Origin of the sequence: Roseibium album (assembly GCF_965233825.1) — a bacterium.
Lineage (GTDB): Bacteria > Pseudomonadota > Alphaproteobacteria > Rhizobiales > Stappiaceae > Roseibium > Roseibium album.
On record NZ_OZ247583.1, the window covers coordinates 6,533,371 to 6,559,104 of the forward strand.

Consider the following 25,734-nt stretch of genomic DNA (forward strand, 5'->3'; position numbering starts at 1 on the left):
CGCCTCCTCGGCTAGCGCATCAGTTTCTTGTTAAAGTGGGTAGCGACAGGCGCGTCGCTCGTGTTTGTGTCGTCAGGGCACACCAGGACTTCCGCATCCACATCCGCGACGTCACTCAGCCCTAGCTGTGCCAATGTCAGGCTCACTTCTTCGGCAATAATACTCAAAAGCGTATTGAGACCGCGCGCTCCATCCGCCCCCAGCGCGTAGAGAACCGGCCGCCCGATCATGACAAAGTCGGCACCCCGCGCCAGCGCCTTGACGATGTCTTCTCCGTTTCGGATGCCGCTGTCGAAAATCAACGGATAGTCGGGTCCGACCGCTGTCCGGATTTGCGGAAGTATGTCGATTGCCGCGGGGACGCTGTCGAGCTGGCGTCCACCGTGATTGGAGACATAAACCGCGTCGACACCGGCTTGTTGGATGCGGACGGCATCTGCAGGCGAGGTTACGCCCTTGACGACAAGGTTTCCTGGCCACTCCGCCCGCAGCCGCTCCAGAAATTTCCAGTCGGCGCTGGCTCGGCTCGCACTGCGATCGAATTGCGTGGTTCCGTTCGCGGTCTTGAAGTTTTTCGGCTCCGGAGCGCCGTTGAACAGGGTTGCGAGGGACCAGTGGGGATGCAGAACAAAATCGAGCAACAGTTTTGGAGTCATGCGGAACGGCATGTGAAACCCGTTGCGAAGATCCCGCACTCTTCGCGAAACCTGCGGAACGTCGGCCGTCAGTATGACGGTATCGTAACCTGCGCGGCCAGCCCGCTCGATCAGTGACAGGGACTGCTCCACCGACTGTCCGGCATAAAGCTGAAACCAGGCATTTTCGCCCGCCCATTGCCACATTTCCTCAATCGAACTCGAAGCGGCAGAGGAGAGACAGACCGGAATATTGTGGTGTTTGGCGGCCTGAGCCAGATGATAGTCGGCATTCGGCCAGGACAAGTTGCACATGCCCATAGGCGCAATGCCGAATGGCAGGTCGTATTTTTTGCCCAGGAATGGTTTCAGCAACGTCCGATGCGCAACGTCTTCCATGACTTTTGGCTGAAGCATGACATCTTCGAACTTGCGGATATTTTGCGCCGCGGCAAACTCCCGGCCGGCTGCTCCTTCGACAAAATCAAAGATCAGTCTCGGCTGTCGACGGCTTGCAAGCTGACGCGCGTCTTCCGTGGAGAAAATGCGCTTGCTTTGTTCAGCTGTTTTGTCTGGTTCGGTCGCGATTTCAAGGCCCTCGCCACAATCAAGAGGTTGGGCCTATGTTAGTGCGGAAGAGAATTTTTGAACCAATCGAAATAGATCTGCGACGTATTTGAATTTGCTATGAATTGGTCGATGTCTTTCAAAAATCCCAAGTGGGTTCGTCTCTGCACTGCAAACTATCTGACGAAATTGTTAACTGCCTCGACGCGCTCGGACAGTTGCGCAGAGAGAATGTCGGCCAATTCCAGTGCCTGCCGCGACAGGTGTTCGCGCCCTGGAACAATCAGGGAGATATAATAGCGCAGATCCTGTTGGATAGGCCGAAAAACGACCTCTCCCATCCGCACGGCCTGCTCGGCAGAAAAGGGATCCGCGATTGCAAATACGCCCGTTTCACGCACCATGGAGGCCGCAACGGGAATATTGGTTGCGGAAATCCGCGAGCGTCTCTGCATTCTGCGTGAAAGATCACTGTCAATCGAGGACATCGCATCGGGAAACACCCCGCCGAACGTCACGAAATTCTCCTTGTCGACGATCTCCTCCAGATCGACCGCACCAGGCTGGTCCGCGATCGGATGATCCTCCGGCATCAGGCAAACATAAGGTGCAGCGAGTTGCGAAAGAACTTCAACTCCTTCGTAAGGCGGTTGCCGACCCACGATCCCAAGATCGAACTGATGCAACTGCACCGCATCCAGAATGGCAGGCGTATTGCGTGAATGGACCATGAAGTTGATATCGTCATACCGTCGATAAAGCTTGTTCAACGCCTTCGGCAACTCGATTGTTGCGATCGACTGAATGGTTCCAATCGAGATGACCCCACCGGTCGTTGTGCGAATGGATTCAGCCAGTTCCCGCAGCCTGTCCACGCTGACGAACATGCCTTCCACCCCCTGATAGAAGGTCTTTGCCTCCACGGTGGCGGTCAATCCCCGGCCCGACCGCAAGAACAACGGAAATCCGACCGAACGCTCCAGATCTCCGATCAGCCTGCTGACGCTCGGCTGCGAGATGTGCAGCATTTCAGCTGCCTCGGTAATCGACCCGCTGCGCATGGTCGCTCGAAAGGCCTCGAGCTGTCGTAGGTTCAATCTGTCCTCCAGGTATTTGTAGCCCTGCGCCGTCACGGCATCGATGCACTGGCTTGTCCAGACAAGCAAAATCTGGATGCATTCGGCAAATATATTTGAAAACCAAATGAATTGAAAATCAATTCGCGCCAGCCCACCAATCTCGTCGGGCAAACACGACGGAATGTCTGTTTCCTGCCGGAGCAAGACGCCATTTCGAATTCAGACTATCCGGAACTCATGTGCGGCAGATACAAAGAGGAACATCCGGCATCTGAAAACCCGTGAATGATTTCTGTGCCCCAGACTCTGGTCAATAGGGCTTGTCGCCCCTGATCGTTACCCGGTTTCCGGCTCGGGTCTGTGGAAAATAGTCCCACATTGCAATGTGCTGGACGCAGCGATTGTCCCAAAAGGCGACCGAGTTTTCCTGCCAGCGAAACCGGGCATGAAACTGCGGTTGATTGCAATGATCAAAGAGAAACCGCAGGACCATGTCACCTTCCGCAGCCGGCAGATCAAGAATTGCCGTCGTAAACACCGGATTGACGAAAATCAGTTTCCGTCCTGTCTGCGGATGCGTTCGAATAACGGGATGTTCTGCTTGTGGAAATTCCCTGTTTTCCTGCTTCCCGTCCTTCGCGGCTCGCATGCGATAACCCGGTGCTCCATCGTGAACCGCAACCAGGGTGTCCAGGTAGGTTTTCATCCTGTCCGAGAGCGCCTCGTAAGCCGCGTACATGTTTGAAAACAAGGTGTCCCCACCGACGGGTGGCAGTGTGTGAATGTGCAGTATCGACCCCATGGGCGGTTCCGGATCGCAAGAGACATCCGAATGCCAGCGTTCACCGGGGATCTGTTTAGAATTGGCATCGGCATAGATGGGCAACACTTCGGGATGTCCTTCCTGCGAGGCCGCATAAGGATGCACATCCAGGTCGCCGAACAGACGGCCAAATTCCTTGTGGCGCTCAAAAGTCAGCCTCTGGTTTCGAAAGAACAAAACCTGATGGGCCAACAAGGCATGCTGGATTTCCCGGATCTGGAGGGGTGCCAATGTTCTGGTCAGATCAACCCCGTCGACCTCGGCACCCAGCGACGGCGTCACGGGCCGGACCTCTATCGTCTCGTATGTCACGTTGAACGTCCCCTGTCCTCGACCGGCAAAACCAACTGCAGTTTGCGAACATGGCTAATTCGCGAACACGGCGCCGGGATTCATGATGTTGTTGGGATCAATCGCTGCCTTGATAGCGCGCATGGTCGCCTGCTTGACGGGATCGCCGAATTTCAGCAGCGCGTCCCGTTTGACCCTGCCAATTCCATGTTCGGCACTGATTGATCCGCCGCAGGAAGCAGTCGTCTCGTTGATTGCAATATCCAGCTCATTCTGGATGGTCGGGTTCACGAGCAGGAATCGCGACCTGGCAACTCCTTCCGGTGGAAATACGTTCACGTGGATGTTGCCGTCACCGACATGACCGTAGCAGTTGACGCGAAGCGAGGGATTGATCCCGGCAAGTGCGCACTCCACCGCTGCGATGAAGTTTTCCACTTCCGCAATCGGCACCGAGGTGTCCGAGCTGAAAATCACGCCTTCCTGCCTGTTGTATTCATAGGCAAGTTCCCGGAGGTTCCACAGTGATTGACGTTGCTTTCCCGACTGCGCAAGAACAGCGTCCGTGACGATGCCGGACGAAAACATGCGCTCAAGCACCCCTTCCAGCTGCGCTCCGATGCCGATATGTCCCTCAACGTCGACCAGGCCGAACCAGGAATGGGATTGCTCGAACGGATCGCCCAGTTCCGGAAAATGGCGTGTGGCCAGGTCCATCCCGAATCTCGACATCAGCTCAAAAGCCGTAACCGCTTCGCCAACCTCGTTTCGCAGGTCGCCAAGCAAGGCCAGCGCGGCACCTGGGGACGGAAACGCACACATGACTGTTGCAATCTCTTTCGGCACGGGAAAGAGCTTCAGCGTTGCCGCGGTAATGATCCCCAGCGTCCCTTCAGACCCGATCATCAGGTGACGGAGATCGTATCCCGTATTGTCTTTTCGCAACGCCCCGGTGTTCTTCAGGATCGCCCCGTCAGGCAGAACAACCTCGACTCCAAGGCACATGTCGCGAGCGTTGCCGTAACGAAGGACCTGGATACCACCGGCGTTGCTGCTCAGGTTGCCACCGATCGTGCAACTGCCCTCCGAAGCCAGCGACAGACCGAAGCAGCGATTGTGCTGACGGGCCGCTTCCTTGACATTCACCAGAACGCATCCGGCCTCCACGTCTATCGTGTCATTGTCCTGACTGACCGACCGGATCGCATTCATTCGCTCGAGCGACAACACGATGATTTTCCGTCGTTCGAAATCGATATGGCCAGCCGACCCGCCCGTGCCGCCACCGTAAGGGACCAGACCAACGCCGCACTGATTGCAAAGTGCGACGACTTGGGAGACCTGGTTGGTCGATGATGGACGCACGACCAATTGCGCATCGCCGCGAAACCTGTTCCGCGCATCGACAAAATAACCGTCAGCTCGCGTCGGATCGATCCAGCCGGCCGAGCCGACGATGGAATTTATCCGCTCCAAAAACGGTGTGTCCGGCAAGGCGTCAGCCATCACTTGTCCTTCCTCTCCATCGTTAGCCGGACAACCAGACAGAATACCCGTTTGGAGACAGAATGACGGGCATGTGATAGGTCCCTGCCGGGTCAGGCATCTGAAAGCGCAGAACAATCTGTTCGATAAAACCGATGTCGGGTCTGGAACCGATACGGTCCGCCCAATAGGGCGCCGTATCGAAAACCAGCTGATAAACTGAAGCTGCGTCTGCTTCCCGAATGTCGACACCTTCCGACACCCGGCCCGAGGCATCCGTGCGAGTGGCAAAGAGAGGCAATCTCTCAGATCCCAGGCGGGTCAGCCGCACGGCGATGCCGTCTGCATGACTTCCGTCCACGCTGTTCAGGGCATGCGACGTGACGACAGCCATTACTCGATTGACGCCTTTTCGCGCTTGTCGGAGGTCGCCGCAACAATGGGCGATATCACTCCGCGGCATTTCACGTTGATGCAGGCGGTCTTGCCGCTGGCAATTGCCCGTTGCATCGCAGCCGGAAATTCTTCGCGCCTGGTGACCAACTCACCATGTCCGCCGAGACCTTCGAACATGGTGTGAAACGGAATGTCGCGAAAATCCGTGGCGTAGTGCTGCCGGTTCTTGAACAGGCGTTCCTGTTGCTGGCTGATGCAATCAAGCCCGGCATTGTTGTCGACGACGACAATGATCGGAATATTTTCCTGAAAACAGGTTTCGATTGATAGTCCGCCTGAAAGAAACGCGCCGTCTCCTGTCACCAGCACGACCGTCTTGTCGCGGTGGACGTTCTTCGCGGACAGCGCGAAGGAAACCCCGACACCCAGCAGGCTGTAGTTTCCCGGATGAAGGATCCCGCCCAGTCTGCGCCCACGGGAAGCTGCGATATTTGTGGCGATCTCATTCCAGAAATGTGTGTTGCCGCCGTCAAAAACCAGCCAATCGCCATCTTGCATGCCCGCCTGAACGTCCAGAGCCAGCTGCAACGGATGCAATTTGCCACCGTCCAGCTCGTCCTTGGCTGTCTCGGCTGCAATGTGGCGTGACCATTCCCCAACCCATTCGGCGCGGCGAGCGCTTTGCAGTTCAAGCCACCCATCCCATGTCTGGCTGACATCGGACAGGGAATTGAGAAATGCTGCCGGGTCGGACAGGAGCTGCACATCCGCACCAATGTTGTAGTCCAGTTCCTCATGACTTCCGTTGACACATACCAGCTTGGTTTCAGGTGGAATGAACGGCGGATTGCCAAAATTCATCTGGTTGTCCAATCGGCAACCTACCATCAGCACCAGGTCGGCTTCCTGGATCGCGGCTTTCGAGGGGTGATACTGGTGGAAGTCGGCAAGACCCATGTAGGCATCGCATTCCTCGCCCAGCATCTTGCTGTGATAAGGCACATTGAAGATTGGTATACGCAGCTTGGTACCGGCATCGGCCAGTGCGCTTTCCCCTCTTGACCACCAGACACCGTGCCCGCCGATCAGAACGGGACGATCGGCGGCACGAACAATTGCCAGGATCTGCTCAAGTCTTTCCGGATCCGGCCAGGCGCGTGGCACAGGCCGGTCAGATCGGTCGAACGGACGCTCATTGCGGCCGGCATCTTCGTTGAATGACGAGAACATGATGTCGACCGGCAACGCCAGGTGAACCGGACCCGGATAACCGGTGGTCGCAGCACGCCAGGCGCGATCAACAAATTCACTGATGCGCTCGCCGTCCGTGATTTGCACCGAATATTTGGTCAGGGGTGCGGCAATCGCGACATCGTCGATTTCCTTGAACCCTCCAGCTCCCTGACGCTTCAGGGTCGAAGACCCCGTAATGAAGATCACGGGCGAGCGTTCGCCCCACGCTTCCAGCATCGCCGGAACCGCGTTAGCAAATCCTTCGGGACCGACGAGGCAGACCGCTGGTTTGCGGGTGATCCGCGTATGACCGTCGGCGAGATGACCGGCAACTTGTTCGTGCGGGCAATTCACGATCGGCATCTGACATTCCATGAAGCCTTCCAGCGCCGGGTTGCAAAATCCTCCCGCCAGCGTGAAAGCATGATCAACACCCTTTTCCTTCAACGCCCGGGCCAGAAGAGCACCGCCACGAATTTTGGTTTGAACGTTCATGTTCGTCTCCAGTGTCTATTTCTGTTCGGATTGGGACGGCGTCGTGGTTGACGACACGGCTCGCTTCTGGTGCTCCGACCATGCGATGCGGACGACCGCAAATACCGTCATCATGCAGAACAAAAGTGCGATGGGGCGTTGCATCAGGAACCCGACCGGGTCCCCCTGGGCAACCAGCAGGAAGGATCGGAACGACACTTCAAACTCTGGCGCCAGGACAAACCCGATCAGGAATGCAACGAAGGAATAGTCGAATTTCTTCATGAAGAAGCCGATCAGCGCGAAGATGATCATGATGTAGAGGTTGAACAGGCTGTTGGTCGAGGCGAACACACCAGTCAGGCAGGTCAGTCCGATAATCGAGTAGCTGACATATTCCGGGGCTTTCACGATGTGGCTGTAAAGGCCACTCCCCATCAGGCCAATCGCCAGGTTCGCAAAGTTCGCTATGAAGAGAACCGTGAAAATTCCGTAGATCAGGTCCGGTTCGGTCTTGAAGACATGCGGGCCGGGTTCGATTCCGTGAACAAGGAACGTCCCTATCAACAGAGCTGTCGTGACATTTCCCGGGATACCCAGTGTCAACAGCGGCACGAAACTTCCGCCGACAACCGCACTGTTGGCCGCTTCCGGTCCGGCAACACCGTCGAGGACACCTTGTCCGAACTTTTCCGGTGTCTTTGAATATCGCTGCGCTGACCCGTATCCGACGAAAGCCGCCAGAGAGGCTCCGATGCCGGGCAATGCGCCGATCGCTGTACCGATCAGGCTTGACCGCAATACCGTTTTCCAGTGCGACAGGAACACCGGCAGTGACAGTCCGGGCCCGCTGCTTGAACTGATGGGTGCGCTTTTGGTGTCGGGGGAAGCGCGCCTGCGATCAAAGGCTCGCTCCGCGGCAGCCATGACTTCCGCCAGCCCCAGCATACCGATGGCGATCGGCAGCAGAGGCAGCCCGTCAAGCAATTCGACATGGCCGAAAGTCATGCGCGGCGAAGCGGACATCGGATCAAGGCCGACCATTGCACACAAGACCCCGAAGGCACAGGCGGTCATGCCACGCAACATCGACCTGCCCGTCAGTCCGGCAACGAAGGTAAAGGCAAAGAGAACGACAAACGTTAGTTCTGCCGGGCCAAATTTCAGCGCAATTTTCGAAAAAGGCAACGCCACCAGATAAAGCAGGAGATCTGCCAAAATGGCTCCCGCGACCGATGCGAAAAGCGCCATCTGCAATGCCTGCCTGGCCTTGCCGGATCGCGAAAGCGGATAACCATCGAAAGCTGTCGCCGCAGCCTCGGGAGAACCCGGCACATTGAGCAATATCGCCGATATCGATCCCCCGAAGGTACCGCCCTTGTAGATACCGATGAGAAAGGCAACGGCGGTCAATGGGTCCAGACCAAAGGTCAGCGGCGCTAGAAGAGCGATGGCCATAGCGGCAGTCAAGCCGGGTACGGCGCCCATGAAAATGCCGACGAACACACCGGCGGCGATTGCCAGTAACGGCCCGGCGGCGGTGGCGTTTTGAATTCCGGCGATCAGTGCTTCCATTGTCAGTTCGCCCGGAAGATGTTGATTGGCCAGGCTTGCATATGAATGCCAAGGCCAAAACGCATGCCGAGATACAAAACCGCAACGGCAACGAAAGAAATGGCAAGTATTGCTACCGGCTTGCGCCCGCCCAACCCGAACATCAAGGTCAGAACCAGTGCACATGAGGCGGGCAGGTAGCCGATCCAGGGCAAGAGCAGCGTGAACAGGGCAGCACTCAGGGCAACCAGCAGAAGACCGTAGACGAAGCCTGCGGACAGAAGAATGTCATTTGCCCTGAGCGTCTCCCGGTTGGTGTCTGAACGACGTGAAACCAACAGGCTCAGCGCCAGGTCCAGCAATGAAAAACCGCAGATCAGGGCGAGTGCCAGGGCCGGGAGCAAAGTGCCGTTCATTCCGAACAGCTCGTTTTGCCCGCGAACCTGGCCTGGCAGGCCCCAAAGGGCGATGCCAGACAACAAGACGAAAACCAGGGCTGCCTTGTTTCGGTTTGTCAGCGACACGTCTTTGCTCCCGGCTCGGTCCGTTCAAGGTCAGGCTGTTAGCTACCGGAACCCTTGATGACGTTTTCCATCGTCGCTGAAATCGTGTCGATCGAGGAAGCTGTCTGATCTGCACCCATTGGAGGAATGCCGACATGCCGTCCCTGGACCAGTTCCTGGAATTCCGGGCTGTTCGCCGCTTCAAGCAATGCGGATTCGAGCTTGGCCTTCACGTCTTCGGGCAGTCCCTTCGGTGCAGCGATCACGGAGTTGTAGCTCACTGCCGGATAACCGAGACTTTCCATGGTCGCTGCGTCCGGCGTCGCATTGAGAGGCTCAGAACCGGAAGCCGCCAGCACGATCATTTCTCCTGACTGCACATATTTGATATGCGGTCCGCCGCTGAGGCCGAAGTCGACATGACCGCCAAGGATGGACTGCATCATGTTCGCGCCGCCCTTGATCGGAAGCGGTATGATCGTGACGCCCGTCGCCTCCGAAATCGCCTTGGCCTGCAAGCGGTCTGCGGGACCGAGAGACCCGAATTTCAATGGCATGCCGGTGGATTTCGCATGTTCGAGCATGGATGGCAGATCGGTCCATGGTTTGTCAGCCAGAGACACGAACGAAGTTTCGAAGCGAGCCATCGTGAGCAGATAATCGTAGTCGTCCTTGGAATAGGTGACTTCGCCCTGGTGAGGATTGAAAGCAAATGTCAGGCTTGTGGCGACCACGACCGAGTAACCGTCCGGATCTCTTTCCTTGACCGCAGTCGCGGCAATACTGCCACCGGCACCTCCCATGTAACTATGGACGATGGGCTGCCCGAGAGCCTCCGCCAGGGGTTCGGAAAGTTTCCGCGCCATGGCATCGGAAAAGCCTCCCGGTTTGAATCCGATTATCATTTCAATCGGTTTGTTCGGATAATCCTCTGCGAAAACGGTCTGGCCTCCAAGGCTCAGTACGATTGCAGAGATAATTGAAGCACGGCACAACTTGTCGAACATTTTCATTTGCTCCTCCCAGGCAAATAGCGGCGATCCCGATAGTCTCATGCAAGCGAAAACTATACATTGGCATCATTTTTTCTAATTGTTTTCCGATATACATCTCATGCCAAATCGGTATCAGGTATTGAGCATAGCCGGATCAATCATTCGGAAAGCGACCGGAGAACTAAGCTCGACATGCGATGATATTTGATCCTATCCTCTCGCACTTGATAGCAATACAGCATCACCGAAGAGCGGGTTGAATATGAAACTCATTCAGTTGCAATACTTTTGCAGCATCGTCGACCAAGGCGGCTTCATTGCCGCGTCGCGAGACCTGAATGTCGCCCAGCCAGCCCTGAGCAGACAGGTTTCCGACCTTGAAAACGAACTTTGTTGCCAGCTGCTAGTTCGAGGGCCGAGCGGAACCTCGGTGACCGACGCTGGACAGAAGTTCTACAATCACGCGCGGGAAATTCTGGAAAAGATCGACACCGCCAGATCGGACATGCAACTGAAGTCCGAATTGCTTACCGGAGATGTCATCATAGCCCTGCCGGTTGGTCTTGCCGCACAACTTGCAGCTCTCATCGTCCAGCAGGTCGCCCGGCAGTATCCCGGGATATCGGTGAAGCTCGAAGACGGTCTTGGCTATCAGGCAGGCCAGTCTCTTGAAGCGGGCAAGGCAGACTTCGGTATTCTTGCAAACGTGGGAAATCTTCAGAACGTCACATTTGACCCGGTCCTTGAAGAGAATTTGTTCTTCTTCAAAAAACGCGAAGAACACGAGCCCGTCACAACCGACATCGACCTCATAGACCTGCAGGCGGTCCCGTTGGTCATGCCGAACCGCAAGGTCCACGTCCGGCGCAATCTTGAAAACATGATGATCAAGATCGGTGGACGGCTCAACATCTGTTACGAGCAGCAGTCGCTGCTGACGATAAGAAGCATGGTGAAAGCCGGGATCGGAGCCACCGTCATGAATTGGCCGTCGATGTCGGATCTCTGGTTTTCAGGCGACGTCGATGCCCGCAGGATCTGCAAACCCAGCCTTTCCAGAACGGTGTGCCTTGCTGTTCCCAATTTTCGTCAGCTGTCGAATTCGGCGCAAGTGACCTACGAGATCGTCCGCAAGATACTGGCAAGCGAAGTTGCGAACGGGAATTGGAAAAGCGGCAAGATTCTTGAAAATCGCACGATGAACGCCGCCGGCTTCTAGCGTAATAGCAAGTTTAGATCGGGTGGATCACCAATTGGAATTGGCGCAGTCGTCAGTATTTGGTTAGTTCATCAGACGAAATGCCAATTCATCTCCGGATCTTCTCGGAACGTCGCGTGAATGTATTCAAGATCCGAATGAATTGTAAATCAAATTGGATTAGTGCGCTGCAAAATTCCACCCTAGATTTGCGCCAAATTTGTCGAATACAGGACATCGCCGCATGGCATTGGAATTCCCCAAATCTCCATGGATGAACGAGGAACTGCTTCTTCTTGAGGATGCGTGCCGGCAGTTCTACGAACGCGAATGCGTCCCGCATTATGAGGAATGGGAAGCGCGCGGAGATGTCGGCCGGGAAATTTGGGAAAAGGCAGGCCAGATGGGTCTGCTCGGCGCTGAGGTTCCGGAAGCTTATGGCGGACCGGGCGGAAGTTTCGCCCACGACGCCGTCATTGCCTACCAGGGCAATCTTGCGGGCATCGACGGGTGGGGCGGTGGCCTGCACAACTCCATCGTCATTCCGTACATCATCGACTACGGCTCCGAAGAACAGAAGCAAAATCTGTTACCGAGACTGGTCAGCGGAGAGCTGATTGGCGCAATTGCGATGACCGAGCCCGGAGCTGGATCGGATCTGCAGGCGATCAAGACCAGCGCCATCAAGGACGGCAACCACTACAGGATTTCAGGATCCAAGACCTTCATTACCAACGGGGCTCTTGCAAATCTTGTCATTGTCGTCGCGAAAACCGACCCAAAAACGGGCGGCAGGGGAATATCGCTGTTCCTGGTGGAGACTGACACTGTTGAAGGTTTCAGGCGCGGCCGCAACCTGGACAAGCTCGGAATGAAGTCCAACGACACATCCGAAATGTTTTTCGACGACATGCGGGTTCCTGCATCCGCACTCTTGGGCAGCGAAGAGGGCCAGGGGTTCGTGCAGATGATGCAGCAACTTCCCCAGGAGCGTCTTCTTATCGGCGTTTATGCGGTGGCTCGAATGGAGCGCGCGCTCCGTTTGACACTGGATTACGTGTCGGAAAGGTCTGCTTTCGGCAGAAAGATTTCTGAATTTCAGAACACCGAATTCGTTCTTGCGGAATGTGCGTCCGAGGCGACGGTTGCCAAGGTCTTTCTGGATCATTGCATTTCGGAACACCTGGAAGGCCGGTTGTCGACGGAAAAGGCATCGATGGCCAAATACTGGCTGACCGATCTCCAGGCCAGGATCATCGACAGATGTCTCCAGCTTTTCGGTGGTTACGGTGTGATGAGCGAATATCCGATCGAACGCATGTATCGCGACAACAGGATTGAACGCATCTACGCCGGCACCAACGAAATCATGAAAGTCGTGATCGCCCGTGGACTTTTCAGGGACTGAGAGATGTCAGGAGAACACATTCTGTTCGAAACGCGGGTCGGCAGCCTTGCCCGCCTGACGCTCAACCGGCCGGCCGCGCGAAACAGCCTGTCGGTCGCGATGCTCGAACAATTGCATGATGGGATATTGCGTCTCGGAGAAACTCCGGATGTTCACGTCATCATCCTGTCCGGTACCGGGCCTGCATTTTGTGCCGGCCATGATCTCAGGGAACTTACTGCCGCGCGTCTGCAGCCGGACAAGGGGCAGCCCTTTTTTCAGGAAACGATGAGCAAGTGTTCGCAGTTGATGACGGCAATTGTCCATTGTCCCAAACCCGTGATTGCACAGGTACACGGCATCGCGACTGCCGCCGGAGCACAACTGGTGGCCAGTTGCGATCTCGCGGTCGCGGAACGGGGAGCCCGATTTGCGACCCCTGGCGTCAATATCGGGTTGTTCTGCTCGACACCCATGGTGGCGCTGTCTCGCAATGTCTCGCGCAAGGCAGCAATGGAGCTTCTGTTGACTGGTGAAATGATCGAGGCGGACGAGGCAAGACGCATCGGCCTGATAAACCGGATTGCCGAAACCGGATCGCTTGAGGAGGTAACGGAAGACCTGGCTGCCCAGATCGCCTCGAAGGCACCTGCCACGCTCAGGATAGGCAAGGAGGCGTTTTATCGCCAAATTGAAATGCCGCTCACCGAGGCCTACAGTTTTGCTTCGCAAGTGATGACGGCCAACATGATGCTACCGGATGCCGAGGAAGGGATTTCGGCTTTTCTGGAAAAACGCGAAGCGAACTGGCAGCGTTAGTGAATGACGCGGACCATCATAACAAATGGCGGGAGTAATTGACGAATGGCGAAAGCATGTTGCGGACCAGGCTATGCGAGTCCCGCTGAAGCGATGCAGGCCCCACGTGAAAAACTTCTCTATACGATCGCGATTTACACGGGCACCGGCATCCAGAAACCGGACTATCTGTGTACGATCGACGCCGACCCCGAGAGTCCGACCTATTCGCAGGTGATCAGCCGGCTGGAGATGCCCGGCATTGGCGATGAGTTGCACCACATGGGCTGGAACGCCTGCTCTTCTTGCCATGACGATGAAAACATGGAACGCAAGTATCTGATCGTGCCCGGTGTCCGGTCAACAAATCTGCACATCGTCGACTGCGGCACGGATCCGAGCAATCCGACCCTCTTCAAGGTTATCGAAGGGTCCGAGATCAAAGCCAGGACCAATCTGTCAGCGCCTCACACCGTGCACTGCCTCGGGTCTGAAATCATTATCTCCATGCTTGGAGATGCCCAGGGCAATGCACCTGGTGGATATCTTCATCTGGACAAGGAATTCAACATCATCGGCCGGTGGGAAAACTCCATGGGCGAGATCAAGTTCGGTTACGATTTCTGGTACCAGCCTCGACACAATGTGATGGTTTCATCCGAATGGGCCGCCCCAAACACCTTCATGCCGGGATTTGACCTGGAGGAGGTCGGACATCTCAAGTATGGCCGCGAATTGCATTTCTGGGACTTCGAGAAGAAGGAACCAAGGCAAACCATGTATCTCGGGGAAGACGGTCTCATTCCTCTTGAAGTTCGCTTTCACCACAATCCCGACAGCAGCCATGGTTTCGTTGGCGCCGCCCTGTCCGCCAATATCATCCACTGGTGGAAAGACACGGCCGGAGAATGGCAGTGGGAAAAAATCGTCGACGTTGACAACGAGCCGCATCCGGACTGGCCGATCCCGATCCCGGGCGTAATCTCGGTCATTCTTCTATCCATGGACGACCGGTTTCTCTACCTGTGCAACTGGCTCCATGGAGACATAAGGCAATATGACATTTCCGATCCGCACAAGCCGGTTTTGACGGGACAGGTCTGGATGGGCGGATTGCTTGGAAAAGCTCCGGAAGTCAACGGCGTCAAGGTAACCGGTGGTCCGCAGATGATCCAACTCAGTCTGGACGGGAAACGGCTATTTGTGACCACGTCCCTCTTTTCGACCTGGGACAACCAGTTCTACCCGGAGATCCGCACCAATGGCGGTTGCATGCTGATGGTCAATTGCGACACGGAAAACGGAGGGATGGAAATCGATCCGGACTTTGTGGTCGACTTCGGCAAGGAACCGAATGGCCCGAGCCGGTGTCATGAAACGCGCTACCCGGGCGGCGACTGTACAAGTGATATCTGGATATGACCAAGGTCACCGTCACGCTGGCCAACCGGCAAGGTCAGACATTTGAGGTCGATCCTCGCAAAACCCTGCTGGCATCCTTGAGCGAGCAAGGCGTCGACCTGCCATATGGCTGCAAGTATGGCGGATGCATCACCTGCGCCGCCAGACTGATGAGCGGCTCGGTCAATCAATCGGCGCAGGTTGCATTGAACAACCGCCAGATAAATGACGGCTACATCATCTTGTGTGTCGCACGACCGCTGAGCGACTGTTGCCTCGAGATAGGCGTCGACAGTCATGGCAAACTTTATCGCAATCCCTTCCTCGACCCGTTGGCTGATCATGAATTGAAGGCAGACATTGCGGCGCCCATGAAGGAAAACACATGAACCACGACGAACCCTACACAGAAGCCTACCTTCAGGGGATTCTGAAATCCGTCAAGACGATCGCCATGGTCGGCGCGAGTCCGGACAAGACCAAGTTCAGCTATGGCGTTTTGAGGGTTTTGCACGAAACCGGATATGACATGATCCCGGTGAACCCGCGTACAGGCCTCACGGAAATCCGGGGCATCCGTGTCTACCCGACACTCCAGTCGATTGACCGTCCTGTGGATATGGTCGAAGTGTTCCGGCGTTCGGAAGACCTTTTGGGAATTGCACGTGATGCCGTCGCCATTGGTGCGAAAGTCCTCTGGGGCCAGATTGGTGTCCGCGACGACGAAGCCGCCAGGCTGGCGGAAGAAGCCGGAATGAAGGTGGTGATGAACCGCTGCCCCAAGATCGAACTGTTCCGCCCGTTCTGGAAGCCGAAACTCCACCTTTCGATTTGAACAATGAGAACGAAGACGGTTGAACTTCATGGCAGCACCAGCGTGGGCACACCTGCTGCTGTCCCGGTGCTGCACCGACCCGGCTGCCCCGTCCACCTGGTTGGAGACGCTCTTTCAGCCGCTGTCAAAAAAATTTCGAACACTGCATGTCTGCACGAAGGAGACCAGCGCGATGGCCCAGTCGATTACCGTCGGGATCAAGCACCTGCTCGAAGAGGCCCGGAAAGAAGTTACGACCCTGCCACTCGATGAAGCTGTCCGGCTTTCAGATAGGGATGATCACGTCTTCGTCGATTTGCGGGATATTCGCGAGATCAATCGGAACGGCAAGGTGCCGGGCGCATTTTCCTGTCCGCGCGGCATGCTGGAATTCTGGATCGATCCTGAAAGCCCGTATCACAAGGAGATATTCAATCAGGACAAAACATACGTCTTCTACTGCGCAAGCGGCTGGCGATCGGCACTGAGCGCAAAAACAGCAATGACGATGGGCCTGTCCCCGGTTGCACATGTTGACGGCGGGTTCACTGCCTGGATAGCCGCGAATGGGCCGATTGAAACCATAGACTGACATCGCGCCAGCCGGCGAGCCGGCGGCACGCAACTCAACTTCACTCTCAGAGGGACTTATCGTGCTCGAAAACGTCGTCATAGCATCCGGCGTTCGCACTGCCATTGGTAGCTTCGGAGGCGCCCTGGCAGGTACAACACCTTGCGATCTTGCCCGGGCCGTTGCCGCCGAGGCAATCAGCCGTGCGGGAATAACACCAGATGCGGTTCAGCAGGCCGTTTTCGGCAATGTCATCCACACGGAACCGCGGGATATGTATCTTGCACGCGTTGCTTCAATCGGTGCAGGCATGCCGGTTACGTCCCCTGCTCTCACGCTGAACCGCTTGTGCGGCAGCGGGTTGCAGGCCGTTGTGACGGCAGCAGAAGCAATTGCGCTCGGCAATGCCGAGGTAGCGCTCGCAGGTGGCGCTGAAAACATGAGCCGTGCCGGACACCTGATCAGCCCGTCCCGCTTTGGACAAAAAATGGGAGACATCTCGGCAACCGACATGATGGTTGGGGCGTTGTCGGATCCGTTCGGCAACGGGCACATGGGCGTCACAGCGGAGAACATTGCCGTCGGCGAAAGAATTGACAGAGACACCCAGGATGCACTCGCGCTGCGCAGCCACAAACGGGCCGCCGCAGCGATAGGGGCTGGACATTTCAAAGATCAGATATTGCCGTTCGCTGTGAAAAGGGGCCGAAGGGAAACTGTCTTTGAAATCGACGAACACGTCAGATCCGATATTTCGGCGGAAGACCTCCGGAACCTGCGGCCCGCGTTCGCGCGCGATGGCAGCGTGACAGCTGGCAACGCATCCGGCATCAATGATGGTGCCGCCGCCCTGGTGCTCGCGTCTCGCGAAGCGTCCGACAGGTTCAAACTGCCGCAACTTGCCTTCATCCGGTCCGCTGCGCTGGGCGGCGTGGCACCCGAGGTAATGGGTCTTGGGCCGGTGCCTGCCGTGACAGAGGCGCTCGACCGCGCCGGTCTGGGCATCGGCGACCTGTCGGTAATCGAATCCAACGAAGCCTTCGCGGCGCAGGCCTGTGCTGTGGCCGAAAAACTCGGTTTCCCGGAAGAGATCACCAACCCGAATGGCGGGGCGATCGCGTTGGGACATCCGGTTGGCGCTTCCGGCGCAATCATTCTGATCAAACTTGTCTTCGAGCTGCGGCGGACCGCGGGCCGCTTCGGTCTTGCCACGATGTGCATCGGCGGAGGTCAGGGCATTGCAGTAATTGTCGAAAACGCGGAGCACTCAGCATGACGAAAATCGAAACCGTTGCGGTTGTTGGTGCCGGAACGATGGGAACGGGTATTGCGCTCTCAGCTCTGCGGACCGGGTTGAACGTCATTCTCGTCGACGCATCAGGTCCTGCACTGGAACGGTCTCTATCGAAAATGAAGAGATTCTTCTCGCGACAGGTCGAAAAGGAAAAGATGAGTGCAGATGCGGCATCGCTTGCCCAGGAACGTTGTTTGTTTGCTGAAAACCTGGAAGAAGTCAGCAAGGCCGAACTCTGCATTGAAGCAGTCTTTGAGGATCTCGCGCTGAAACGGCAGGTTTTCAAGGACCTTGAAAGGGCCGTTGGTCCCGACACCACGCTTGCGACAAATACCAGCGCATTGAAGGTAAGTGAAATCGGAGCTGGTCTCGTGGCTCCGGAGCGGCTTTGCGGCATGCATTTCTTTAGCCCCGCGGAGGTCAATCCCGTTGTGGAGGTCGTACGCGGGACGAAGACAGCGGACACGACGATCCTTGCCGTTCTCGATTATCTGAAATCCACCGGCAAGGAACCGATTGAGTGCCGTGACCACGCAGGGTTTGCGCTCAACCGTTTCTTTTGCCCCTATACCAACGAAGCAGCCCGATGCGTTGACGACGACCTTGGAACCCCGGCCCAGATCGACGAAATCGCCATGGAGGAGTTCGGCGTTGGCATTGGACCGTTTGCGGTCATGAACATCGTCAAGCCGCGGATAAATCTTGCCGCGGTTCGCAACCTTGCCGAATTGGGAGAGTTTTATGCACCCGCAGACAGCTTGCAGAGATTGGGTGATGCCGACGGATACTGGGATATGAGCTCTGCAAACGCACCACTGGACGAAAATACGGTCAGGCGAATTGGAGATCGTTTGAAAGGCGCGGTTTTTCTGGCCGTGCTCGAAGAGCTGGAGGAGCGGGTTGCCACCCCTGAAGCCATAGACAACGGTGCCCGCAAGGCATTCACGTTCGCAAGGGGCCCGGTTGAACTCATGCATCTCTCCGGCGAGCAGGAGGTCCACAGGCTCGTCGAGCTGGTCAAGCCATGCTCTTGCCGTCAGGCAGCTCCTTGAGGGCCTCTGTCTGCCGATCAAATCGGCAACTTCCCGGCACTTTCCAGGGTGCCGGGGCTGCAATCTTCAATCAGGACCGGGCGGAACAACACATAGCAAAACCGAATGAGTTTTACTGATGATTCTATTCGCTAAATGAGTGACGACGGCTTTACCCTGTCTGGGATACCCGGACTGCGAGCGGTGAATTGCCGATGGCCGAAACTGCAAACCAAAGAGAAAAGTTGGAACGGGTACTGATGTCAGGGAGGACACCATGAAGCAGCTAAACAAAGGTGCGAAAGCTATCCTGGTAGGCGCTATCGTTTCTGCCGGTTTTTTCGCCGGATCCGCCTTTGCGCAAGAGCACACCGCACGACTTTCTTTCCACTGGAGCCCCACTCATCACAGTGCAATACACGCACAGATGTTTGCCGACGAGGTCAACAAACGTGCCGATGGTCGTTTGAAGATCGAGGTTTTTCCTTCGGGACAGCTCTTTGGTATTCGCGAACAACTCGGCGCGATTACGTCCGGTGCGGTTGAAATCGGTGGCATTGTGCCAATCGTGAGCTTTCCACCGGTCAACAAGAACTACAACGTTGCCGCCTTTCCCGGCATGTTCAATTCCTATGACCAGCAACGCCGGTTCTTCGCAGAATCCGAAGCAGGACAGGAAATCTGGAATGACATAACCGGAAAGTCGGGCACCACGCTGCTGATGTACAATCCGGTCGGTCCGGTCATGACATTCAGCGGTGCCCACGAACTTGACAGCCTTGAGGCAATGAAAGGGCTGAAGGCACGTGCGCTCATCAAAAGCGAACGGCCAATGTGGGAAGCATACGGTGCCAACACGGTCTCCTTGCCGACCGGCGAAGTCTATACCGCACTTCAGACCGGGATGATCGACACCATCAACAGCCCACCCGGCAGCATCAGGGCCTACAGCTGGTGGGAGTATCTGGGATATGCCCAGCTTCCGTACCAGTATTTTTCTGACGCCTATCTGATGGCAAACACCGAATGGTACAACAGTCTGCCTGCCGACCTGCAGCAATTGCTTCAGGAAGTCGGGGCGGAAGTCGGTGCGATCTCGACCGACAAGATCATTGAAACCGGTGAGGAAACCCTCGCGCAGTTCAAGGAACGCGGCGGCGTCGTGACGGAACTGTCGGGTGAAAAAAAGGCTGAATTCGACGCCTTGATGGCGGCCGAAGTCGTGCCTGCAATGGTTGATCTGATTGACGATTCAGTGCTCGGTGCAGCACAGGAGTTTGTTTCCGAGTAGACTGTTTCTCCCAATGACGGCGACTGTGCCCACACAGTCGCCGTTTGCTTGAAAGTATCATGGACAGGTAGATCGTATGAATGGCCTCTTGCTGGCGCTGCGTCGCGTCAATGGCGTCTTGGCGCGTCTGTCAAACTACTTGGGGATGACTATTGTCGCCATCATGGTGACGGCGCTCACCGCCAGCGCAATAACGCGCTACATATCCGGCACAGGTTACGATTGGCTGATAGAACTGCCCCCTGCCCTTGTCCCCTGGCTGGTGTTTCCGCTTTTGGGCCCTTTGCTAAGATCCGGTGATCACATCAAGGTCGATCTTCTTCCGACCTTTCTTCCGGCACGGAAAACGCTGTATCTGAATTTGTTCTGCTACACGCTCACATTTATCGGCGCTTTGATATTTCTTGTCGCCGGCAACGAGGCCGTGGCCCTGTTCCACAGGCTCGGACAGTTGATGGAACTCGAAATCGAAATTCCCATCTGGTGGATGTATCTCGCCTTCCCGGTTGGCTTTGGCATGCTGGCGCTTTTCGCGCTGGAACTGATCCTTGAGACGCTACGGGCACTGTTTGCCGGCACAAGGGCCGAGACGGCGGGAGAACCCTCATGAACCTGCTGGCAATCGGTTTCTCCACCATCCTCCTGTTCCTCTCGGTTCCGATCTTCATGGTTTTTGGTCTGGGCAGTTCGGCAAGTGCTATCTGGGGTTTGAACCTGCCCTGGTCCACTCTCATCCAGGTCGCATTCGGCTCCATGACCAAGCATGTGCTCATTGCCGTTCCCCTGTTCATATTCACGGGTATGGCAATGTTGCGCGGCGGAGCCGCTGCGCGTCTCGTGGGATTTGCGACCGCTCTTGTCGGTCACTGGCCAGGCGGACTTGGAATTGCGATGGTGATCGCAATGGGATTCTTCGCCGCCTTCTGTGGCTCCATTCTCGCAGCCATTACGGCAGTGGGCACAATCATGATGCCCAAAATGATCGAGCAAGGCTATCCCAAGCCGTTTGTTATTGTGCTGGCTGCCTCCGCAGCTCTGCTGGAGTCCCTCATTCCCCCTTCGAACGCGGCAATTCTGTTCAGCGCGCTTACGGATGTTCCCGTCGACCGGACGTTTGCGGCCGGCATGATACCTGGTCTCATTCTCCTTGTGCTCATGTCAGCGGTGGTCATGTGGAAGTGCCGGCACTTGCGAAATCCGGTACGCTCCAGCGGATCCGAAAAGTTGAACGCCTTCTTCGCCTCGATTCCGGCCCTTTTTTCTCCGGTAATCATTCTGGGTGGCATCTATGCCGGGTTGCTGACACCATCTGAATCTGCCGCCATGGCAGGGGTTTGGGCATTGTTCATCGGGTTTTTCGTCTATCGGGAACTCACGATCGGCGGCCTGATGGAATGCCTCAGACAAACGGCAAAGATTACCGCGGTGATTTTCGCCATCATAGCGATGGCAACCTTCCTGAGTGTCGTACTGACCTACACCCAGGCGCCCCAGAAGATCATCACCTACTTCACGGAACTCGGTGGAACGCCAATGATGTTCTGGCTCGCAGTAGCCATGATCTGCCTCATCCTGGGAACATTCGTTGAGATCGTCCCTGTCTTTTACCTGACGGTGCCGATCTTCGCTGCCCTCGCATTGTCACTGGGTCTGGACGTTCTGCACCTCTACGTCGTTTTCGTCGCGTTTGCCGGTATCGGCATGATCACGCCGCCGGTTTGTGTCGGAGTTTACACAGCCGCAGGGGTCGTGCGGGAAAGCCCCGAAAAAGCATTCCGAGAGGTGCCCCTGTTCATCCTTGTCGGCATTGTCTTCGGCCTGATCCTGATCTTCCTGCCGGGGTCCGCAACCTGGTTGCCAAGCGTCCTGAATTGAGAGAACAATTCTATGCCCGAGAAGGATATGGCGCTTACCAGCACCCACTGGGGTACCTACCGCGTGGAGGTTTCCGACGGACGGGTTGTTGCCCTGCATCCGTTCGAACGTGATCCTGACCCCTCGCCGATCGGACATGGAATTGCGGCGACGATTGATGATGACAAGAGAATTCGCAGTCCCATGGTCCGGCGAGGCTGGCGAAACGGCACGTCGAAATCGGCAGACGGGGAACGAGGACGGGACACTTTCGAAGCGGTAAGTTGGGATGAAGCCGAAAGTCTTGTTGCGGACGAACTCAATCGCGTACGCCGTACTTTTGGAAACAGCGCTATCTACGGAGGATCTTATGGTTGGGCATCCGCAGGCAGGTTCCACCACGCGCAAAGCCAGATCCATCGGTTCCTGAATTGCATAGGTGGCTATACCCGCTCCGTGAACACCTACAGTTACGCCGCGGCCGAAGTCGCGATCCCTCATGTGCTCGGTGACTTCAAGACCTTTGTGAATTCAACGACCAGCTGGAGTTCGGTGTCTGGGAATACCGAACTGTTTGTCGCGTTTGGCGGTGTGCCGGTCAAGAACGGCCAGATAGACAATGGGGGTGTCGGTGAACATGGTCAGCGCGCCGGCATTCTGGAAGCCGCCCGCAACGGCACGTCTTTTGTAAATGTCAGTCCCACGCGGGCATCCATGCCCGCAGAGGTCAATGCCGAATGGCTCGACATTCGCCCATGCACAGACACGGCGCTTTTGCTTGCTCTTGCCTATGTCCTGCTGGAAGAGGGTTTGGCCGATCGGAAATTTCTGGAACGGTTTACAGTCGGCATTGAGAAAGTTGAGCAGTATCTTCAGGGCCGGATTGACGGTGTCGCCAAAACACCTGATTGGGCAGCCGGCATCTGTCAGATCGCCTCTGAAGACATTCGAAGCCTTGCTCGCAAGATGGCAGCAAAACGTTGCAAGATCTCTGTGAGCTGGTCGCTGACCCGTCAACAATACGGCGAGCAGCCGTTCTGGGCCGGGATAACCGTTGCCGCGATGCTGGGGCAGATCGGATTGCCGGGCGGCGGCATCGGTTTTGGATACAGCGCCACAAACGGGATAGGCGCCCAGTATCAACGCCTGCCTTATGCAAGTCTTCCCCAGGGTGAAAATCCGGTCTCCGGCTTTATTCCAGTCGCGCGCATAGCCGACATGCTTTTGAATCCGGGATCAACCTTCACCTATGACGGAGAAACACACACCTATCCGGACATCCGGCTGGTTTACTGGGCTGGCGGCAATCCGTTTCATCATCACCAGGATCTGAACCGCCTGGACCGGGCGTGGCAGGTGCCTGAAACGATCATAACGCATGACTGGTGCTGGACGTCGACCGCCCGCTTCTCCGACATCGTCCTTCCCTGCACAACACACCTGGAAAGAGCTGATTTGGCCCTGTCTCCGCGCGATGCCTATGTCGTGTCCATGCAACAGGCCATCCAGCCCACGGGGAATGCGCGCGACGACTATTCGATATTTTCCGCAATTGCGCGGAAAATGGGCCTGGAGCTCGAATTCACAGAGGGGAAGACTGCCGAGGAGTGGGTCACATGGATTTATGACAGTTCGCGACAAAGGTTTGCCCGGGCGGGGCTCGAACTCCCCACACTCGACGACTTGAAAAGCGCCGGTTGGCACAAGATTGACATGCCCGACGAGCCAACGGTTATGCTCGAAGCCTTTCGAAAATCGTCCGAAACTGCTCCGCTGAAAACACCTTCGGGTCGTATCGAACTTTTTTCCGAAAAGGTTGCCGCTTTCGGTTATCGCGACTGTCCGGGTCATGCAGCGTGGCTACCGCCGGATGAATGGTTGGGAAGTCCTGATAAGGAACGCTATCCATTGCACCTGATCTGCGTTCAACCCCAAACGAAATTGCATTCGCAGCTTGATCACGGGCCGGTCAGTCAGGCCGCAAAAATTGACGGTTGCGAACCAGTGCATATCTGCCCTGCGGATGCGGCTGCCCGGGGAATATCCAACAGGCAACGCGTAAAGATCTTCAACGAGCGCGGCACATGCAGGGCGGCAGCGGTTCTGGACGATGACATTCGTCCAGGCGTGGTTCAGATCAACACCGGTGCCTGGTATGACCCTGACGAAAACGGGACATGCAAAGGCGGTAACCCGAACGTGCTTACACCCGATATCGGCACGTCCAGTCTTGCACAGGGTCCTTCTGCGCATTCCTGCCTGGTGGAGATTGCTCCCGCATGAACTCCGCAATGCTCCTGCATTCGCAATCACGCACGCATGCACGGCAAGAACCCGGTTCAATCCGGGAGACGTGATATTGGAGGTGCACTGCAAGCAGGGAAAAGTCGGTGGTCTGAACAAAGCGCAGCAGCCTGGAGGTTCCGGACCTTATATGCGCGTTGCCTGCCTAAACCAGTCGAGGCCATCTCGGGTTCCGTTTCACGGAGTGTATTTGCAACCGACCCAGCCTCCATACCCGATCTCGTCCATGTGCCGAAAGATCTCGGAGTAGTTCAGTTCACCCGAATCCGGCTCGTGACGATCCGGAACGCCGGCAATTTGAATTTGATCGATCCGGTCTGAGCAGTTCGTCATCGACTGAATGCCTTTGGGCGACAAGCGATCGGCCGCGTGGTGGATGTTGTCGATATGGACCTGCTCCGTTTCGGCAACACGATCCGCTATTCCCGCCATGACATGAAGCTGCCATGCACCTGTCGCCTCCGCTCCAGTTTCCCGGATGAAGATTGAAAACGGATATGACGAGGCCGTTTTCTTGCACCGCGTTTCCCACCTCATCGGCTGAAAAGTCGTAGGGAAACAGAAACTCTACAGCTTCGAAGCCGGATTCCCTGGCCGCAGCAAATCGCGGCACATTATCCTCCGTGGTGAAAACGGGTATTTCCGATCGCTATTCTTACCGGTGGCCAATTGTTTTGGAAGCACAGCGCCGCACCGAGGCAAGACAGATGCATCTTGGAAGGTGGCGATGGCCGTGTGCAATCACTCATCGACAGGTAGGCGCGCGGACCCGCGAACAACCAGCGGTCCATCGAGCGCAATACGGCAAGGTAACGATTCCTCGTTTTCGATCATCTGCAATAGAATACGCACGGTCTCTTCGGCCATGCGATTGGTGGGTTGTCGCACAGTGGTCAGATCGAAACACGGCCACTCCGACATTGCGACGTCGTCGTAGCCGACAATCGAGATGTCTTCCGGAATTCGCAGTTTGAATTCAGAGCGAATGACGTCCATCACGGCAAATGCCATGTGGTCGTTGGATACGAAGATTGCATCGGGGCGTACTTCGGCCCGCAACAGCACACGCGCCGCTTCCTGCGCCTGATCACGGTGGAAATTGCCGCAGCTTCTTGCGAACAGGGTCATTCCATGGGCAGCCAGTCCCGACAGAAATCCTGCCTCGCGGTCGCGCTGCGTCGATGCACCGTCCCATCCCGCAACATGCGCAATCCGTTCATGCCCGCCGCGCACCAGAAACTCGGCAAGTTTGCGGCCTCCGGTAAAGTTGTCCGACGTCACAGCGGACAATTTGTCGTCGTTTTGATGCCGGTTGAACAGCATGACGGGAATACCGGCAGCTTCGCATCTTTTGGTCAAAACATCTGTCACACCGACAGAAGCGGCAATGATTCCGTCGACCTGGTAGTCCAGCAGGTCGTTGATCACCGTCTCGGGTGCTTCCGTTTCGTCCCAGGACATGAACATGAGCACGTGGTAGTCGTTTGCTTGCAGTGTATTGGCCAGTTTTTCAATGGCCTCCGGGTAAAACTGGTTTTCAAAATAAGCGACGACCAGACCAATAATGCGGCTTCGCCCCGACGCCATTGCACGTGCGAGGGTATTCGGTCGATATCCCAGTTCCTCCGCCGCCTTGCGAACCTTGCGCGCGGTTTTTTCAGAAACGGAGGAACCTGGCTTGAAAACCCTGCTTACGGCCGACTGGCTGACCCCTGCCCTTTTCGCCACCATATACGAGGTGATTTTTTCGCCCATC

General features: G+C 56.3%; 24 protein-coding genes. 13 read left to right on the plus strand and 11 right to left on the minus strand.

Translation table 11 applies throughout. The annotated features are described in order from the left end of the window. Positions 1-11 precede the first annotated feature (11 nt). The 9 genes from ACO6TI_RS30050 to ACO6TI_RS30090 all read right to left on the minus strand — a co-directional run bounded on the left by ACO6TI_RS30050 (position 12) and on the right by ACO6TI_RS30090 (position 10,053). Complete coding sequence (locus tag ACO6TI_RS30050; protein ID WP_422385347.1) at positions 12-1,223, minus strand: alpha-hydroxy acid oxidase; 1,212 nt, start codon at positions 1,221-1,223, stop codon at positions 12-14. Between the two features lie 155 nt (positions 1,224-1,378). Continuing rightward, the gene (locus ACO6TI_RS30055; protein ID WP_422383962.1) at positions 1,379-2,299 is read right to left on the minus strand and encodes a LysR family transcriptional regulator; all 921 of its coding nucleotides are present in this window, start codon (positions 2,297-2,299) and stop codon (positions 1,379-1,381) included. Between the two features lie 292 nt (positions 2,300-2,591). Beyond that, the gene (locus ACO6TI_RS30060; RefSeq protein WP_108874825.1) at positions 2,592-3,416 is read right to left on the minus strand and encodes a TauD/TfdA dioxygenase family protein; all 825 of its coding nucleotides are present in this window, start codon (positions 3,414-3,416) and stop codon (positions 2,592-2,594) included. Between the two features lie 54 nt (positions 3,417-3,470). After that, positions 3,471-4,901: an FAD-binding oxidoreductase gene (locus tag ACO6TI_RS30065; protein ID WP_350185798.1), complete on the minus strand. Its 1,431-nt coding sequence runs from the start codon at positions 4,899-4,901 to the stop codon at positions 3,471-3,473. A gap of 22 nt (positions 4,902-4,923) precedes the next feature. Next, on the minus strand, positions 4,924-5,274 hold the full coding sequence (locus ACO6TI_RS30070) for a 5-hydroxyisourate hydrolase (protein WP_055112896.1): 351 nt from the start codon (positions 5,272-5,274) through the stop codon (positions 4,924-4,926). Further along, positions 5,274-7,004 (minus strand): thiamine pyrophosphate-binding protein, encoded by a 1,731-nt coding sequence (locus ACO6TI_RS30075; protein ID WP_422383963.1) that lies wholly within the window; start codon positions 7,002-7,004, stop codon positions 5,274-5,276. The genes ACO6TI_RS30070 and ACO6TI_RS30075 overlap by 1 nt, the downstream gene beginning before the upstream one ends. A gap of 15 nt (positions 7,005-7,019) precedes the next feature. Then, positions 7,020-8,558 (minus strand): tripartite tricarboxylate transporter permease, encoded by a 1,539-nt coding sequence (locus ACO6TI_RS30080; RefSeq protein ID WP_104701145.1) that lies wholly within the window; start codon positions 8,556-8,558, stop codon positions 7,020-7,022. 2 nt (positions 8,559-8,560) lie between these two features. Next, entirely contained in the window at positions 8,561-9,061 is a 501-nt protein-coding gene (locus tag ACO6TI_RS30085; RefSeq protein WP_422383964.1) for a tripartite tricarboxylate transporter TctB family protein, read from the minus strand. 38 nt (positions 9,062-9,099) lie between these two features. After that, positions 9,100-10,053, minus strand: a complete 954-nt coding sequence (locus ACO6TI_RS30090; protein WP_422383965.1) for a tripartite tricarboxylate transporter substrate binding protein — start codon at positions 10,051-10,053, stop codon at positions 9,100-9,102. 244 nt (positions 10,054-10,297) lie between these two features. On the opposite strand from ACO6TI_RS30090, the gene ACO6TI_RS30095 reads away from it, so the two are divergent. The 13 genes from ACO6TI_RS30095 (at position 10,298) to ACO6TI_RS30155 (ending at position 23,957) form a co-directional block, all read left to right on the plus strand. Then, positions 10,298-11,254 (plus strand): LysR family transcriptional regulator, encoded by a 957-nt coding sequence (locus ACO6TI_RS30095; protein WP_104701142.1) that lies wholly within the window; start codon positions 10,298-10,300, stop codon positions 11,252-11,254. A 223-nt stretch (positions 11,255-11,477) separates the two neighbouring features. Next, positions 11,478-12,641, plus strand: coding sequence for an acyl-CoA dehydrogenase family protein (locus ACO6TI_RS30100; RefSeq protein WP_422383966.1), 1,164 nt, complete (start codon positions 11,478-11,480; stop codon positions 12,639-12,641). A 3-nt stretch (positions 12,642-12,644) separates the two neighbouring features. Beyond that, the gene (locus ACO6TI_RS30105; RefSeq protein ID WP_422383967.1) at positions 12,645-13,439 is read left to right on the plus strand and encodes an enoyl-CoA hydratase; all 795 of its coding nucleotides are present in this window, start codon (positions 12,645-12,647) and stop codon (positions 13,437-13,439) included. A gap of 45 nt (positions 13,440-13,484) precedes the next feature. After that, positions 13,485-14,840, plus strand: a complete 1,356-nt coding sequence (locus tag ACO6TI_RS30110) for a selenium-binding family protein (protein ID WP_422383968.1) — start codon at positions 13,485-13,487, stop codon at positions 14,838-14,840. Next, positions 14,837-15,208: a 2Fe-2S iron-sulfur cluster-binding protein gene (locus tag ACO6TI_RS30115; protein ID WP_055112913.1), complete on the plus strand. Its 372-nt coding sequence runs from the start codon at positions 14,837-14,839 to the stop codon at positions 15,206-15,208. The genes ACO6TI_RS30110 and ACO6TI_RS30115 overlap by 4 nt, the downstream gene beginning before the upstream one ends. Further along, complete coding sequence (locus tag ACO6TI_RS30120) at positions 15,205-15,654, plus strand: CoA-binding protein (protein ID WP_422383969.1); 450 nt, start codon at positions 15,205-15,207, stop codon at positions 15,652-15,654. Before ACO6TI_RS30115 ends, ACO6TI_RS30120 begins: the two co-directional genes overlap by 4 nt. Before the next feature lie 172 nt (positions 15,655-15,826). Continuing rightward, complete coding sequence (locus tag ACO6TI_RS30125; RefSeq protein WP_422385348.1) at positions 15,827-16,225, plus strand: rhodanese-like domain-containing protein; 399 nt, start codon at positions 15,827-15,829, stop codon at positions 16,223-16,225. A 61-nt stretch (positions 16,226-16,286) separates the two neighbouring features. Further along, entirely contained in the window at positions 16,287-17,480 is a 1,194-nt protein-coding gene (gene bktB / locus ACO6TI_RS30130; RefSeq protein WP_422383970.1) for a beta-ketothiolase BktB, read from the plus strand. Further along, on the plus strand, positions 17,477-18,550 hold the full coding sequence (locus tag ACO6TI_RS30135) for a 3-hydroxyacyl-CoA dehydrogenase NAD-binding domain-containing protein (RefSeq protein WP_422383971.1): 1,074 nt from the start codon (positions 17,477-17,479) through the stop codon (positions 18,548-18,550). The genes bktB and ACO6TI_RS30135 overlap by 4 nt, the downstream gene beginning before the upstream one ends. 256 nt (positions 18,551-18,806) lie before the next feature. After that, positions 18,807-19,820 (plus strand): TRAP transporter substrate-binding protein, encoded by a 1,014-nt coding sequence (locus ACO6TI_RS30140; protein WP_055112922.1) that lies wholly within the window; start codon positions 18,807-18,809, stop codon positions 19,818-19,820. 76 nt (positions 19,821-19,896) lie between these two features. After that, positions 19,897-20,430: a TRAP transporter small permease gene (locus ACO6TI_RS30145; RefSeq protein WP_055112924.1), complete on the plus strand. Its 534-nt coding sequence runs from the start codon at positions 19,897-19,899 to the stop codon at positions 20,428-20,430. Continuing rightward, on the plus strand, positions 20,427-21,695 hold the full coding sequence (locus tag ACO6TI_RS30150; protein WP_055112926.1) for a TRAP transporter large permease: 1,269 nt from the start codon (positions 20,427-20,429) through the stop codon (positions 21,693-21,695). The genes ACO6TI_RS30145 and ACO6TI_RS30150 overlap by 4 nt, the downstream gene beginning before the upstream one ends. Before the next feature lie 12 nt (positions 21,696-21,707). Further along, positions 21,708-23,957, plus strand: a complete 2,250-nt coding sequence (locus ACO6TI_RS30155; RefSeq protein ID WP_422383972.1) for a molybdopterin-dependent oxidoreductase — start codon at positions 21,708-21,710, stop codon at positions 23,955-23,957. Positions 23,958-24,155: 198 nt separating this feature from the next. Here the strand turns inward: ACO6TI_RS30155 and ACO6TI_RS30160 are convergent, their stop codons facing one another. Both ACO6TI_RS30160 and ACO6TI_RS30165 read right to left on the minus strand, forming a co-directional pair. Further along, positions 24,156-24,515 carry a TIM barrel protein gene (locus ACO6TI_RS30160; RefSeq protein ID WP_055112930.1) on the minus strand — a complete coding sequence of 120 codons (360 nt, stop codon included), beginning with the start codon at positions 24,513-24,515 and terminating at the stop codon, positions 24,156-24,158. A 204-nt stretch (positions 24,516-24,719) separates the two neighbouring features. After that, positions 24,720-25,733 (minus strand): LacI family DNA-binding transcriptional regulator, encoded by a 1,014-nt coding sequence (locus ACO6TI_RS30165; RefSeq protein ID WP_055112932.1) that lies wholly within the window; start codon positions 25,731-25,733, stop codon positions 24,720-24,722. Between the last annotated feature and the right edge of the window lies 1 nt (position 25,734).

Coding starts and splice junctions, on each gene's coding strand:
- ACO6TI_RS30065 (WP_350185798.1), bottom strand. CDS start 4,901: ATGGCTGACGCCTTGCCGGACACACCGTTTTTGGAGCGGATAAATTCC.
- ACO6TI_RS30070 (WP_055112896.1), bottom strand. CDS start 5,274: ATGGCTGTCGTCACGTCGCATGCCCTGAACAGCGTGGACGGAAGTCAT.
- ACO6TI_RS30075 (WP_422383963.1), bottom strand. CDS start 7,004: ATGAACGTTCAAACCAAAATTCGTGGCGGTGCTCTTCTGGCCCGGGCG.
- ACO6TI_RS30080 (WP_104701145.1), bottom strand. CDS start 8,558: ATGGAAGCACTGATCGCCGGAATTCAAAACGCCACCGCCGCCGGGCCG.
- ACO6TI_RS30090 (WP_422383965.1), bottom strand. CDS start 10,053: ATGAAAATGTTCGACAAGTTGTGCCGTGCTTCAATTATCTCTGCAATC.
- ACO6TI_RS30095 (WP_104701142.1), top strand. CDS start 10,298: ATGAAACTCATTCAGTTGCAATACTTTTGCAGCATCGTCGACCAAGGC.
- ACO6TI_RS30100 (WP_422383966.1), top strand. CDS start 11,478: ATGGCATTGGAATTCCCCAAATCTCCATGGATGAACGAGGAACTGCTT.
- ACO6TI_RS30105 (WP_422383967.1), top strand. CDS start 12,645: ATGTCAGGAGAACACATTCTGTTCGAAACGCGGGTCGGCAGCCTTGCC.
- ACO6TI_RS30110 (WP_422383968.1), top strand. CDS start 13,485: ATGGCGAAAGCATGTTGCGGACCAGGCTATGCGAGTCCCGCTGAAGCG.
- ACO6TI_RS30115 (WP_055112913.1), top strand. CDS start 14,837: ATGACCAAGGTCACCGTCACGCTGGCCAACCGGCAAGGTCAGACATTT.
- ACO6TI_RS30120 (WP_422383969.1), top strand. CDS start 15,205: ATGAACCACGACGAACCCTACACAGAAGCCTACCTTCAGGGGATTCTG.
- ACO6TI_RS30125 (WP_422385348.1), top strand. CDS start 15,827: ATGGCCCAGTCGATTACCGTCGGGATCAAGCACCTGCTCGAAGAGGCC.
- ACO6TI_RS30135 (WP_422383971.1), top strand. CDS start 17,477: ATGACGAAAATCGAAACCGTTGCGGTTGTTGGTGCCGGAACGATGGGA.
- ACO6TI_RS30140 (WP_055112922.1), top strand. CDS start 18,807: ATGAAGCAGCTAAACAAAGGTGCGAAAGCTATCCTGGTAGGCGCTATC.
- ACO6TI_RS30145 (WP_055112924.1), top strand. CDS start 19,897: ATGAATGGCCTCTTGCTGGCGCTGCGTCGCGTCAATGGCGTCTTGGCG.
- ACO6TI_RS30150 (WP_055112926.1), top strand. CDS start 20,427: ATGAACCTGCTGGCAATCGGTTTCTCCACCATCCTCCTGTTCCTCTCG.
- ACO6TI_RS30155 (WP_422383972.1), top strand. CDS start 21,708: ATGCCCGAGAAGGATATGGCGCTTACCAGCACCCACTGGGGTACCTAC.
- ACO6TI_RS30160 (WP_055112930.1), bottom strand. CDS start 24,515: ATGAGGTGGGAAACGCGGTGCAAGAAAACGGCCTCGTCATATCCGTTT.
- ACO6TI_RS30165 (WP_055112932.1), bottom strand. CDS start 25,733: ATGGGCGAAAAAATCACCTCGTATATGGTGGCGAAAAGGGCAGGGGTC.